The organism is Bacillus sp. FSL K6-2841 (genome assembly GCF_037976435.1).
GTDB lineage: Bacteria > Bacillota > Bacilli > Bacillales > Bacillaceae > Bacillus > Bacillus pumilus.
In genome coordinates this window covers 2,442,093-2,455,215 of record NZ_CP150266.1, presented here as the reverse complement: position 1 = coordinate 2,455,215, position 13,123 = coordinate 2,442,093, and the positions used below count along the sequence as shown (strand labels likewise).

At 42.4% G+C, this 13,123-nt stretch carries 12 protein-coding genes and 1 other annotated feature (1 of these 13 running past the window's edge); of the genes, 10 read left to right on the top strand and 2 right to left on the bottom strand.

The window, feature by feature from the left end:
• Positions 1-165 precede the first annotated feature (165 nt).
• Both lon and yihA read left to right on the top strand, forming a co-directional pair.
• Positions 166-2,490 carry an endopeptidase La gene (gene lon, locus MHH68_RS12515; RefSeq protein WP_058014523.1) on the top strand — a complete coding sequence of 775 codons (2,325 nt, stop codon included), beginning with the start codon at positions 166-168 and terminating at the stop codon, positions 2,488-2,490.
• Complete coding sequence (gene yihA / locus MHH68_RS12510) at positions 2,487-3,074, top strand: ribosome biogenesis GTP-binding protein YihA/YsxC (protein WP_003216344.1); 588 nt, start codon at positions 2,487-2,489, stop codon at positions 3,072-3,074. The genes lon and yihA overlap by 4 nt, the downstream gene beginning before the upstream one ends.
• Positions 3,075-3,117: 43 nt before the next feature.
• Here yihA and MHH68_RS12505 read toward each other — a convergent pair whose 3' ends face one another.
• A complete protein-coding gene (locus MHH68_RS12505; RefSeq protein ID WP_058014524.1) occupies positions 3,118-3,603 on the bottom strand; it encodes a hypothetical protein in 486 nt (161 codons plus the stop codon).
• A 242-nt stretch (positions 3,604-3,845) separates the two neighbouring features.
• On the opposite strand from MHH68_RS12505, the gene hemA reads away from it, so the two are divergent.
• The 8 genes from hemA (at position 3,846) to ysxE (ending at position 12,563) form a co-directional block, all read left to right on the top strand.
• On the top strand, positions 3,846-5,213 hold the full coding sequence (gene hemA / locus MHH68_RS12500) for a glutamyl-tRNA reductase (protein ID WP_339165797.1): 1,368 nt from the start codon (positions 3,846-3,848) through the stop codon (positions 5,211-5,213).
• Between the two features lie 7 nt (positions 5,214-5,220).
• Positions 5,221-6,051 (top strand): cytochrome c biogenesis protein, encoded by an 831-nt coding sequence (locus MHH68_RS12495; protein WP_058014526.1) that lies wholly within the window; start codon positions 5,221-5,223, stop codon positions 6,049-6,051.
• 41 nt (positions 6,052-6,092) lie between these two features.
• On the top strand, positions 6,093-7,028 hold the full coding sequence (gene hemC, locus MHH68_RS12490) for a hydroxymethylbilane synthase (RefSeq protein ID WP_058014527.1): 936 nt from the start codon (positions 6,093-6,095) through the stop codon (positions 7,026-7,028).
• Positions 7,025-7,816, top strand: coding sequence for a uroporphyrinogen-III synthase (locus MHH68_RS12485; RefSeq protein WP_268496775.1), 792 nt, complete (start codon positions 7,025-7,027; stop codon positions 7,814-7,816). The genes hemC and MHH68_RS12485 overlap by 4 nt, the downstream gene beginning before the upstream one ends.
• On the top strand, positions 7,813-8,784 hold the full coding sequence (hemB, locus tag MHH68_RS12480; RefSeq protein WP_034661673.1) for a porphobilinogen synthase: 972 nt from the start codon (positions 7,813-7,815) through the stop codon (positions 8,782-8,784). The genes MHH68_RS12485 and hemB overlap by 4 nt, the downstream gene beginning before the upstream one ends.
• Before the next feature lie 27 nt (positions 8,785-8,811).
• Complete coding sequence (gene hemL / locus MHH68_RS12475; RefSeq protein WP_061408838.1) at positions 8,812-10,101, top strand: glutamate-1-semialdehyde 2,1-aminomutase; 1,290 nt, start codon at positions 8,812-8,814, stop codon at positions 10,099-10,101.
• A gap of 136 nt (positions 10,102-10,237) precedes the next feature.
• Entirely contained in the window at positions 10,238-11,494 is a 1,257-nt protein-coding gene (locus MHH68_RS12470) for a LysM peptidoglycan-binding domain-containing protein (RefSeq protein ID WP_339163343.1), read from the top strand.
• A 37-nt stretch (positions 11,495-11,531) separates the two neighbouring features.
• Positions 11,532-12,563: a spore coat protein YsxE gene (gene ysxE, locus MHH68_RS12465; RefSeq protein WP_058014531.1), complete on the top strand. Its 1,032-nt coding sequence runs from the start codon at positions 11,532-11,534 to the stop codon at positions 12,561-12,563.
• Positions 12,564-12,609: 46 nt separating this feature from the next.
• Here the strand turns inward: ysxE and MHH68_RS12460 are convergent, their stop codons facing one another.
• Positions 12,610-12,798 carry a hypothetical protein gene (locus MHH68_RS12460; RefSeq protein ID WP_003216497.1) on the bottom strand — a complete coding sequence of 63 codons (189 nt, stop codon included), beginning with the start codon at positions 12,796-12,798 and terminating at the stop codon, positions 12,610-12,612.
• 168 nt (positions 12,799-12,966) lie between these two features.
• Positions 12,967-13,123: a binding site (T-box leader), on the top strand; it runs 73 nt beyond the window's last position.

The following is a 13,123-nucleotide window of genomic DNA, read 5'->3' as shown; positions in this document are numbered from 1 at the left end:
TCATATATGGGGATTTTTTAGTGAAATAGATCTTTTTTTCTTTTTCAAGATAAAAAGAAAGGGTATACTACGGTAAGATCAACATTTCTCAAGTCTTTTACATTGTACAAGACTGAAACAGGTATATTATAATGATTCATACTAGTGACGGAGGTGTCAATCAACATGGCAGATGAAATCAAAAAGAATGTTCCGCTCCTTCCATTGCGAGGTTTGCTTGTTTATCCAACAATGGTCTTGCATTTGGACGTTGGACGCGAAAAGTCTGTTCAAGCATTAGAACAGGCGATGATGAACGATCATATGATTTTTCTAGCAACACAGCGGGAAATTTCAATAGATGAACCAGGTGAAGAGGAAATTTTCAAAGTCGGCACCTACACAAAAATTAAACAAATGCTGAAGCTGCCAAATGGAACGATTCGTGTACTCGTTGAAGGCTTAAATCGAGCGCAGATCGAATCATATGTGGAGCTTGAGGACTATACGTCTGTCGACATTAAAGAATTGGCAGAAGAAGAATTAAAGGACGCAGAAGCAGAAGCACTCATGCGTACATTGTTAGATCACTTTGATCAATACATAAAAATTTCTAAGAAAATCTCAGCTGAAACATATGCAACAGTGACAGATATTGAAGAACCTGGGAGAATGGCAGATATCGTTGCTTCCCACCTGCCGCTCAAATTAAAGGACAAACAAGAAGTGCTGGAAACAGTGGATGTCAAAAAACGGCTGAACCGGGTCATCAGCTTAATTCACAATGAAAAAGAAGTACTCGAGATTGAAAAGAAAATCGGGCAGCGCGTGAAACGTTCAATGGAACGGACGCAAAAAGAATATTATTTACGTGAACAAATGAAAGCTATTCAAAAAGAGCTTGGAGACAAAGAAGGGAAAACTGGGGAAGTCAGTTCTTTAATGTCTAAAATTGAAGAGTCGAGCATGCCAGATTCTGTTCGTGAAACGGCGCTCAAAGAATTGAATCGTTATGAAAAAATTCCTTCAAGCTCTGCTGAGAGCTCTGTGATTCGAAATTATATTGATTGGCTGATCGGCCTTCCGTGGGGCATCTATACAGAAGATCGTCTCGATTTAAAGCTTGCAAGTGAAATTTTAGATGATGAGCATCACGGGCTGGAAAAGGTCAAAGAACGGGTGCTTGAATATCTTGCTGTACAGAAGCTGACCAATTCACTAAAAGGACCGATTCTTTGTTTAGCAGGACCTCCTGGAGTAGGGAAAACGTCACTTGCTAAATCGATTGCCAAATCACTTGACCGAAAGTTTATTCGTGTTTCCCTTGGCGGTGTGCGCGATGAGTCTGAGATTCGTGGACATAGAAGAACGTATGTAGGTGCGATGCCAGGCCGTATTATTCGCGGAATGAGCAAGGCAGGAACGATGAATCCAGTCTTCCTTTTAGATGAAATCGATAAGATGTCCTCTGATTTTAGAGGTGATCCATCTTCTGCGATGCTCGAAGTCTTAGACCCAGAGCAAAATCATAACTTTAGCGATCACTATATTGAAGAAACATTTGATTTGTCTCAAGTGTTATTTATTGCTACTGCCAACAATTTAGCAACCATTCCAGGTCCACTTCGTGATAGAATGGAGATTATCACGATTGCAGGGTATACAGAGGTTGAAAAAGCAGAAATTGTGAAAGATCATCTTCTGCCGAAGCAGCTAAAGGAGCACGGATTAAAGAAAGGGAACTTGCAGCTTCGTGAAGCAGCGATTTATGATACGATTCGCTATTACACAAGAGAAGCGGGTGTTCGTGGATTAGAGCGTCAGCTTGCGGCGATATGCCGTAAAGTAGCAAGAGCAATTGTGGCTGAAGACCGCAAACGTATCACGGTGACGGAAAAGAACTTATCTGAATTTCTTGGAAAAAGACTTTACCGTTATGGTCAGGCTGAAACGACAGACCAAGTGGGAGTTGTCACAGGACTTGCGTATACCACTGTTGGCGGAGATACCTTGTCAATTGAGGTATCACTTTCTCCGGGTAAAGGCAAGCTGTTGTTAACAGGTAAGCTTGGTGATGTCATGAGAGAATCTGCACAGGCGGCATTCAGTTATATTCGTTCGAAGGCAGATGAACTGAACATTGATCCTAATTTTAATGAAAAGCATGATATTCATATCCATGTTCCAGAGGGTGCGGTTCCTAAGGACGGGCCATCAGCTGGTATCACCATTGCGACGGCTCTTGTATCAGCCCTCACAGGACGACCTGTGTCAAAAGAGGTAGGTATGACAGGAGAGATTACGTTAAGAGGAAGAGTGCTTCCAATTGGCGGACTAAAAGAAAAAGCATTAGGCGCACATCGTGCAGGACTGAAAACCATTATTCTTCCAAAGGACAATGAGAAGGATATTGATGATATTCCTGAAAGTGTGAGAGAAGGACTAACCTTTATTCCGGTCTCGCATTTAGATGAGGTGCTTGAGAAAGCGTTGGTAGGAGAGGGAAGATGAAAGTAACAAAATCAGATATCGTCATTAGTGCGGTAAAACCAGAGCAGTACCCAAGCGGGGGACTGCCTGAAATCGCTCTTGCTGGACGATCAAATGTTGGGAAGTCCTCGTTCATCAACTCATTGATTAATCGTAAAAATTTAGCGCGTACGTCTTCTAAACCAGGTAAGACTCAAACGCTTAATTTCTACATCATCAATGATATGCTCCATTTTGTGGACGTTCCAGGCTACGGCTTTGCTAAAGTGTCAAAAACAGAGCGTGAAGCCTGGGGTAGAATGATCGAAACGTATATTACAATGCGTGAAGAATTAAAAGCAGTCGTCCAAATTGTGGACCTGCGTCATAAGCCATCAGTAGATGATGTAAACATGTATGAATTCCTGAAATATTACGGAGTTCCTGTGATCGTCATCGCAACAAAGGCGGACAAAATTCCAAAAGGCAAATGGGAAAAACATGCGAAAGTCGTCAAACAGACGCTTGATATTGCCCCATCTGATGAACTAGTCCTATTCTCTTCTGAAACAAAAAAGGGAAAAGACGAAGCCTGGAATGCCATTCTTGCGAAGATTAATAACTAAAAAAAGGCATCTGTCATGAGCAGATGCCTTTTTGTTGTATAAGTTATTTCCTTTTTAAAAATAATAAGAGGAGACTGACAGCAATCAGTACATAAGGCCAGTACAATTCAAAACCGGAAGTAGGGATCGAAAAGGAACTTAGCTGCTTTGTAATTTGCTGAAAGAAATAAAGGAACAAACCGAGTGCAATGAGAACAACACTTTCAATACGATATTCTTTTTTCTGAGATGATTTCACAAAAAGAGCAAGTCCAACGATGAATACGATCATCGTAAATGTGTCTGGCCAGTAGTCCAATTTTGGCTGGAGAATAAAGTGTAGCGAGAGGCCCGTCATCAGCATACCGATAAACACATGAGCGCTTTCTTGCTCCTTCTTTCCTTGATATAAGAAAGCAAGGCCAAAAAGCAGTACGAGTGTATACCATTTCTCTTGATCCTTCCAAATGTCAAATTGACCTCCTGAGAGAATGGCATATAGCGCTACAGCCAGCAAAGTGAGCGGCAGCAAAATGGATTTCTTCTTCAAAGATGTCACCTTCTTTTAAGCAGATCATTTGTCCGCACGCGCCAAATCTGGTAAATTGCTTGAAGTGATGATATGGCATAATGGGTGTCGAACATTTTTCTACTATATCACAACATTTTTGAAATCTGTTCACAATTTTCATCCAGCTAAAAATGAATATATGTTATAATCATTATAAATAATAAATTCTATATTGTAATTATTATAAATTAGACAGGGCGTTGGGGGTGCAAGCTGAAGTTATGCATATTCTTGTTGTGGGTTTAGATTATAAAACAGCCCCTGTTGAGATACGGGAACAGCTGAGCTTTGAACCGAGCGAGCTCGGAACAGCGATGTCCAAGCTTAAAGAAGAAAAAAGCATTCTAGAGAATATCGTCATCTCAACATGTAATCGAACAGAGATCTACGCAGTGGTAGATCAGCTTCATACTGGACGGTTTTATATAAAAAGATTTTTAGCTGATTGGTTCGGTTTAGAAAAGGAAGATGTCTCGCCTTATTTGAAGTTCTATGAAAATGATGGAGCGGTCGAGCATTTATTCCGTGTGGCCTGTGGACTTGATTCCATGGTGATTGGCGAAACACAAATACTTGGTCAAGTGCGCTCTAGCTTTAAAGTAGCTCAAGAGGAGAAGACCATTGGTACCGTTTTCAATTATTTATTCAAACAGGCGGTCACCGTTGCAAAACGCTCTCATGCGGAAACAGACATTGCGTCTAATGCCGTGTCTGTCAGCTATGCAGCTGTCGAGCTTGCGAAAAAAATCTTTGGACGTCTTTCTGATAAACATGTCCTGATTCTTGGTGCGGGTAAAATGGGCGAACTAGCGGCTCAAAACCTTCAAGGTCAAGGGATTGGTCAAGTAACGGTTATCAATCGAACATATGAGAAAGCAAAAGAATTGGCAGGCCGTTTTTCAGGAGAGCCTAAAAGCTTAAACCAATTGGAAAAAACATTATCTGAAGCGGACATTTTAATTAGCTCCACTGGTGCGAAACAATTTGTCATTACAAAAGAAATGGTCGAAGGTGCGAATAAAAAGCGGAAAGGCAGACCACTATTTATGGTGGATATTGCTGTGCCCCGTGATTTAGATCCAGCCATTTCTGAAGTAGAAGGTGCTTTTTTGTATGACATTGATGACCTTGAGGGCATCGTGGCAGCTAACTTAAAAGAACGCCGTGCGGTGGCTGAGCAGGTTGAGCTCCTCATTGAAGCAGAAATTGTGGAATTTAAGCAATGGCTGAATACGCTTGGTGTGGTTCCTGTCATTTCTGCACTTAGAGAAAAGGCGCTGACGATTCAAGCGGATACGATGCAGAGTATTGAGCGAAAGCTTCCGAATCTCACACACCGTGAAATGAAGCTATTAAATAAACATACGAAAAGCATTATCAATCAAATGCTGAAAGATCCTATCTTAAAGGCAAAAGAAATTGCCGCAGAGCCGAATGCAGAGGAAAAACTTTTACTTTTCAAAGAAATCTTTGATTTACAGGTTGAAGATGAAGAGCAAAAGGTGGAGCTTGTGCAGGTGGAGCAAGGGTCATTTCAGCTGTTTAAACCAAATATGGCACAAGGCCTTGCTACAGTTGCTAGTGAGTGATTAAGCGATGATGGAATCCATTGTAGCGAGACTAGGCGAAGCGACGACCTTGATCTATGCACTAAGTGTCTTGTTCTATTTCATAGATTTTCTTCAACACAACCGGAAGGCTGGAAAAATAGCTTTCTGGTTGCTTTCTATTGTCTGGCTGCTGCAAACAGTCTACATGTTCTATATTATGATGGAAACAGACCGATTCCCTGTGTTGAATGTAGCAGAGGGGTTATATTTTTATACGTGGGTGCTTGTGACACTTTCACTTGTTCTCACAAAGGTCTTGCGTGTTGAATTTATCGTCTTTTTTACAAATGTCATCGGTTTTTCCTTGATGGCAATTCACACCTTTACACCATCTGATCTTCACTCAGCAGAACTAACGGGGAAGCTGACGAGTGAGTTGCTTGTGATTCATATTACGATGGCGATTTTATCATACGGTGCCTTTTCACTTTCATTTGCTTTCTCTCTTCTCTATCTCTTTCAATATCGTTTGCTGAAAAAGAAAAAATGGGGAAAATGGCTTCTAAGAATTGAAGATTTATCGAAGCTTGATCATATGGCATACGTATTAAACATTATTGGCGTGCCGATGCTCTTACTTAGTTTGATTCTTGGCATCATTTGGGCGTATATTTCGTATGATACGTTGTACTGGACAGATGCAAAGGTGCTTGGTTCGTTTATTATGCTGTTTTTATATGGTGTTTACTTATATATCAGATTGGTGAGAAATATGCAGGGCAAAGTCGTGGCACTGTGGAATGTCGGTTCATTCCTTGTGCTGATGATCAATTATTTTCTGCTTGGTAGCTTATCAACCTTTCATTGGTTTCAATAAATAATGATGAGTCTTAAGGGCATTGTCGGGAGGAAGACGAATTGCGTACAATTAAAGTAGGTTCTAGAAGAAGTAAGCTTGCAATTACACAAACAAAATGGGTCATTCAAAAGCTGTCTGAACTAAACCCTTCTTATTCTTTTGAAATAAAAGAGATTGTGACAAAGGGTGATAAAATTTTAGATGTAACCTTATCAAAGGTTGGCGGAAAAGGACTGTTTGTCAAAGAAATTGAACAGGCGATGCTGAATCACGACATCGATATGGCCGTTCACAGTATGAAGGATATGCCGGCTGCTCTTCCTGAAGGGTTAGTCATTGGCTGTATTCCTGAGCGTGAAGATGTAAGGGATGCTCTTATTTCGAAGGATCATCTGCGTCTTCACGAGCTGCCGAATGGTGCTATTGTGGGAACAAGCAGCTTGCGGCGCAGTGCCCAGCTTCTTCAAGAAAGACCAGATCTGAACATTAAATGGATTCGAGGAAACATTGATACACGATTGGAAAAGCTCAAAAATGAAGAATATGATGCCATTATTCTAGCGGCTGCCGGTCTGTCCAGAATGGGCTGGAGCAAAGAGGTCGTGTCTGAATTTTTATCTCCTGAGACTTGCCTGCCCGCAGTTGGCCAAGGCGCTTTGTCAATTGAGTGCCGCGGAGATGATGAAGAGCTATTGCAGCTCCTCGCTCAATTTACGAATGAATACACGAAGAAAACGGTTCTCGCTGAACGAGCCTTCCTCAAACAAATGGATGGCAGCTGTCAGGTGCCGATTGCTGGCTATGCAACGATGAATGAGCGTGATGAAATTGAACTGACGGGTCTTGTGGCATCTGCTGATGGACACACGATTATTCGAGAAACTGTATCAGGCACTGACCCTGAGGCAATTGGAACAGCATGTGCGAAGCAGATGGCTGATAAGGGAGCAAAGGATTTAATCGACAAGGTGAAAAAGGATCTGTCCTCCCAATGACCATAGGCCAATCGCTTCACGGACAGACGGTGCTTGTCACTCGAAATGAACGTCAAGCGGGTGTGTTTCAGCAGAAGATTGAAGAGCTGAACGGCCATGCTGTTTTAACCTCTCTTATACGGTTTGAACCTACGCTCACAAATGAAAAAGCGCAGGCCTTTTTAAAGGACTTAGAAAATAGCCAATGGCTTGTTTTCACGAGTGTAAATGGTGCGTCTTTTTTTCTGAGCTACATAGAGGACCATCATTTACATAAAAGTTTATCCCATTTGAAAGTGGCTGCGGTAGGTGAGAAAACCTCTGCCTATCTTGAGCAGCACGGCTTGAAGGTGGACGTAGTACCAGAACGATTCATAGCGGAAGAGCTCGCAGATGCGCTGCTTGACCATGTGCATCCGGGAGAGCGTGTGTTTGTAGCAAAAGGACACCTGTCTCGAGATGTCGTGAAGAAAACGCTTGTGCCACTTGGCATAGAAGTAAAGGAATGGATTTTATATGAAACGGTTAAGGATGAGGAAGGGATTGCCGCTCTTAAAACGGCAATGACGAAGCAATCATTTGATTTTATTACATTTACGAGCTCATCGACTGTCCATTCATTTATGCATGCCATGGAGGCAGATGCAGCGAAGCTGGCTGCTTCTGACACCTGTTTTGTGACGATCGGTCCTCTGACAAAAGAGGCACTGCTTCAATACGGGATTTCTTCTGAAACCCCAGATACTTATACGATAGACGGAATGCTTGAATTGATGTGCCGTTTATCTGAAAGGAAGTTGAATCAATGATGAAATTTAACAGACACCGCAGACTGCGGACAAGCGCAGGAATGAGAGAATTAGTCAGAGAAACCTTTTTAAGACCATCTGATTTCATTTATCCGATCTTTTTTGTAGAGGGCGAAAATGTCCGAAAAGAAGTCCCTTCAATGCCGGGTGTTTATCACATTTCAGTGGACCTTGTAAAAGAAGAAGTCCAAGAGCTTGTCGATCTAGGCATCAAATCAATTATCGTATTTGGTGTTCCAGATCATAAAGACCATGTGGGCAGTGAAGCATATCACGACCATGGCATTGTGCAAAGAGCAACGCTTGAGATCAAAAAGCATTTCCCAGAGCTTGTGGTCATTGCAGACACTTGCTTATGCCAATATACAGATCATGGACATTGCGGAATCGTTGAAGATGGTGAAATTTTAAATGATGAATCTCTTCAGCTATTAGCGAAAACTGCTGTTAGTCAAGCGCGCGCAGGTGCAGATATCATTGCGCCTTCAAATATGATGGATGGATTTGTGGTTGCCATTCGTGAGGCGCTTGATGAAGCTGGCTTTATTCATGTACCTGTCATGTCATATGCTGTGAAATATGCAAGTGCGTTTTACGGTCCGTTTCGTGATGCGGCGCATAGCACACCGCAGTTTGGAGATCGTAAAACATACCAAATGGACCCTGCAAACCGTTTAGAAGCATTAAGAGAAGCGCAATCTGACGTAGAAGAGGGAGCTGACTTCCTCATTGTGAAACCATCCCTTTCTTATTTAGATATTATGCGTGATGTCAAAAATGAATTTACACTGCCTGTTGTTGCTTACAATGTGAGCGGAGAATATGCAATGGTCAAAGCCGCTGCTCAAAATGGGTGGATTTCTGAAAAAGAGCTTGTTCTTGAAATGCTGACAAGCATGAAACGTGCAGGAGCAGAACTTATCATTACGTATCATGCAAAAGATGCAGCAAAATGGCTCTCAGAATAAAGAACGGATAGACAGGAGGACGTTGAAATGGGACGTAGCTATGAAAAATCAAAGCAAGCATTTGAAGAAGCGCAGCATTTAATGCCTGGTGGTGTCAACAGCCCTGTACGTGCATTTAAATCAGTGAACACAGATCCGATTTTTATGGAACGAGGCAAAGGCGCCAAGATCTATGATATTGATGGAAATGAATACATCGATTATGTCTTATCATGGGGACCGCTTATTTTAGGGCATACGAATGACCGTGTGGTTGAAAGCATTCAGCGAGTTGCAGAAAAGGGGACAAGCTTTGGTGCTTCGACATTAGTTGAAAATGAATTAGCTAAGCTTGTATCTGAGCGGGTTCCTTCTATCGAAGTCATTCGTATGGTCAGCTCTGGTACAGAGGCAACCATGAGTGCGCTTCGTCTAGCTCGAGGCTTTACAGGCAGAAATAAAATTGTGAAATTTGAAGGCTGCTATCATGGCCATGGCGACTCTTTGCTTATTAAAGCAGGTTCAGGTGTTGCAACGCTAGGACTTCCAGATAGCCCAGGGGTACCTGAAGGGACTGCAAGCAATACGATCACAGTGCCGTACAATGATTTAGAAAGCATTCAAGTTGCTTTTCAGGAGTTTGGAGACGATATTGCAGGTGTCATTGTCGAGCCAGTTGCAGGAAATATGGGCGTTGTCCCTCCGCAAGACGGTTTCTTACAAGGGCTGAGAGATATCACGGAGCAATACGGAGCTTTACTCATTTTTGATGAGGTCATGACAGGCTTCCGTGTGGATTATCACTGCGCACAAGGCTACTTTGGCATCACACCTGATCTGACGTGTCTTGGTAAAGTGATTGGAGGTGGTCTCCCAGTCGGTGCGTATGGCGGAAGAGCGGATATTATGAGACAAATTGCGCCAAGCGGCCCAATTTATCAAGCAGGAACGTTATCTGGTAACCCACTTGCGATGACAGCAGGCCTGGAAACCTTAAAACAGCTGACACCTGAGTCTTATGAAGAGTTTAGACGAAAAGGAGACCGGCTGGAAGAAGGCATTTCAAATGCAGCAAAAGCACACGGAATTCCATTAACGTTTAATCGTGCAGGTTCGATGATTGGATTCTTCTTTACAGATGAAGAAGTGGTCAATTATGACAAAGCTAAAAATGCTGATCTCGCTTTATTTGCTGAATTTTATAAGGAAATGGCCGATCACGGCATCTTCCTTCCACCTTCTCAATTCGAAGGATTGTTCCTATCAACAGCCCACACAGATGAAGACATCGAATATACGATTGAGACAGTGGAAAAAGTATTTCAAAAACTACGTTAATAAACGAAAGCCGATATGGAGATATATCGGCTTTTTTGTGTTGCTGAAAACCAATCATATTTTCACCGCCGCTCACATACATCTGTATTGACATCTAATTTTATTTTGAAGGATTAGATGAAAGGAGGACACCGACTTGTCTCAAAATAATCGATTACAGTTTTCAGTAGAAGAATCCATCTATTTCAAAAGCGGACAGGAAGTCAGTGAGCTGCTGTCTATTTCTCTCGATCCTGACATTCTCGTTCAAGAAGTGAATGATTATGTTTCGATTAGAGGTTCACTCGAGCTAACAGGAGAATACAACATAAATCAAGAGGAGCTATTGGGTGAATTGAGTTCCTATGCATCATACAGAGAAGCTGATGAGGTGAAGGTCAGAGAAGACGGGACGGCGGAGCTTCTGCATCAATTCCCAGTCGATATCACGATTCCTAAAAACAAAATCAGTCATTTAAATGATGTGTTTGTGTTTATTGATGCGTTTGATTACCAACTGACAGAAAATCGTTTGCTCACCATTCAAGCTGATCTAGCGATTGAGGGTCTTTTAGACGAGGAAACGCCTCAAGCGTCTGTAGAGGAGCCGTATGAATTTGTTCATCGTTCTGAAGAAGAATATGGCGACGTCACCTACGATTATCAGCTGCAGCCAGAAGATGAAGAGGAAGAAGAGCTGCAAGACTATGAACATGAGATTGAAGAGGATCAGGCTGTATTACAGCATGACACGCGCGCCGAAGAAGAGGAACAGGAAGAAGAAATTGAGATAGAGCTGGTGAGTAGGGAAGAAGAAACCGAAGAACTGGAAGAACAGGAGGAAACGGAGAGCCAAGAAGAAGTGGTGCTTGGTTATCGATCCTTGCCTGAAGCTCAGGTGCAAGAACCATCATTTTTTGAACCGCCTAAGCTCTTAGATGAAGAAGAACGGCAGGACACGTTTTTTGAAGTAGAAGTGAGAAAAGATCCGGAAATAACCGAAGAGCAGGAAGAAAAGGTTCAGCCGTATCCAGTATTTGAATCACCCGCTTATCACGTGGAAGAGGAAGAGGCGCGGGATGACACGTACCAGCTTGGACGGTTATATGAACGAGAAGCACCAAAAGTATATGAGTCAGCTCAAGAAGAAGAGGCATTTGAAGAAGACGTGAGAGAAACGTCGGGCAGTGAGAACTCTCTTTATTTAACAAAGCTGTTTGCTAAGCAGGAGGAGGAAGATTTTTCTCGCATGAAAATATGTATAGTTCAGCAAGAAGATACGGTCGATCGTATTTGTGAGCGATATCAGTTGAATGTGCAGCAGCTTCTTCGCACAAATTCATTATCGGTGGATGCGGAGCTTGAAGAAGGGCAGATTCTTTATATTCCTGAATATCAAAAAAGCAATGCATAACAAGAGATGACCGATCGAGAAAATGTGGTGAGTGAACGTGGATGAGATCCAATCTGTCCTATACGAATACGGGCTTGAGGCGGAATACGTTGAACCTGTCAGTCCTGCTGTCGTCAAAGTATATACAAAGCAGGGCGTGTTTGCCTTAAAGCGAGTAAAAGCCAGTCGACATATGCAGTTTACAGAGCAAATGCTTGAACTAGAATCAAAGGGCTATCGCTCTTTTGTGCCGATTTATCGGACGAAGAGCGGTTCTTTTTTCTCAAGTCATCGTGAAAGTCAGTACGCATACTATCTCATGCCTTGGCTGACGAATGAAAAGAGAGAAGAGCAGGACGATAAACATGAATATTTGTTTCAAGAGATTGCAAGACTTCATCAGCGGACTGAAGTGATGATGGATATCACAGAGCAAGAGATCGAAGCGCACTACACACAAATCAAGACCAAATGGGAAACAGAGAAAGACATGTATGAACGATTCATAGAGCGGGCAGAGCAGACTTGGTATATGTCGCCATTTGAACTGACTGCTGCGATGTATTTTTCAGAGGCGATGTCTGCCAGCGAATTTGCCCTCGAACGATTAGAAGATTGGCATGAAGAAATGAAAGATAAAGAAACAACACGTGTTGTCTTAAATCATGGGCAGCTGTCGATTCATCACTTTTTGTATAATGATGTAGGCACAGGACATTTCACCAATTTTGAGCGGTCTAAAAAAGCCGCCCCCATTTATGATCTTCTGACCTTTTACTTTCGGACATTCAAAACCTATCCCACGTCTTGTCCTGAATGCACTTCCTTGTTTTATACGTACCAAAAAGGAAATCCTCTTCGGGAGGAAGAGCTTCATCTGTTCCTTAGTTACCTTGCTTATCCGCAAGGTCTGTTTGATACAGTTAAAACCTATGAAGCAGGCGGGCAGGATGAGATGGAAAGCTGTCAACAGCTGTTAAGAGCGTATTGGCAGATGAAAAATTCAGAGCCGACCGTCATGAAGATACACGAGATTGAGCAGGCTAGACGGCTTGAAGAAGAACAAAGTGCCTCGTCATCAGCGGAATGACGAGGTTATTTTGTGTTCATATTGGCTGGTACATAAGCGCGAGTGTTTAAAACCAATCAAGGTGAAAGGCGCAGGCGAGAAAAATGAGAATACCTAAGATGAGGACGTCAAATGTTGTGGGGAAAATGATCGTACGAAACCCTTGAAATATCGCAATCGGGAGAACGACTTGGGAGGCCACTGCCCGAATTTGTCTCAGCCAGGGGGGAAGTGTGTAAGGATTGATCTTTTTCAAAGCAAACGCCCTCCTTCTTCATTTTGTTATTATCATATGGGCAAAGAGGCAAAGGGTGCTTGCCTAATTTGTATAAAGAAGAAGAAAAGCGGAAAAGATGATTGACGAAAACAAAAGGCATTTAGTAATATAAATAAAAGATGAGTATGTGCTGATGAACGTGATATATCGTAAGCGTGGATCAGGAAGAGTACGAGCAAGACCCTAAAGAGAGGGAGACCATGTGCTGAAAGGTTTCCTAGGATGTACTTGTTTGGAAGGTCGCCTGTGAGCTTAATTTCTTGAATGAACAAGTAGAGAAATTCGGGAGAACCCCGTTATCCTT

What these genes read in the sequence shown, in the direction of transcription:
- lon (WP_058014523.1), top strand. Translation starts at nt 166, where the DNA reads ATGGCAGATGAAATCAAAAAGAATGTTCCGCTCCTTCCATTGCGAGGT.
- yihA (WP_003216344.1), top strand. Translation starts at nt 2,487, where the DNA reads ATGAAAGTAACAAAATCAGATATCGTCATTAGTGCGGTAAAACCAGAG.
- hemA (WP_339165797.1), top strand. Translation starts at nt 3,846, where the DNA reads ATGCATATTCTTGTTGTGGGTTTAGATTATAAAACAGCCCCTGTTGAG.
- MHH68_RS12495 (WP_058014526.1), top strand. Translation starts at nt 5,221, where the DNA reads ATGATGGAATCCATTGTAGCGAGACTAGGCGAAGCGACGACCTTGATC.
- MHH68_RS12485 (WP_268496775.1), top strand. Translation starts at nt 7,025, where the DNA reads ATGACCATAGGCCAATCGCTTCACGGACAGACGGTGCTTGTCACTCGA.
- hemB (WP_034661673.1), top strand. Translation starts at nt 7,813, where the DNA reads ATGATGAAATTTAACAGACACCGCAGACTGCGGACAAGCGCAGGAATG.
- hemL (WP_061408838.1), top strand. Translation starts at nt 8,812, where the DNA reads ATGGGACGTAGCTATGAAAAATCAAAGCAAGCATTTGAAGAAGCGCAG.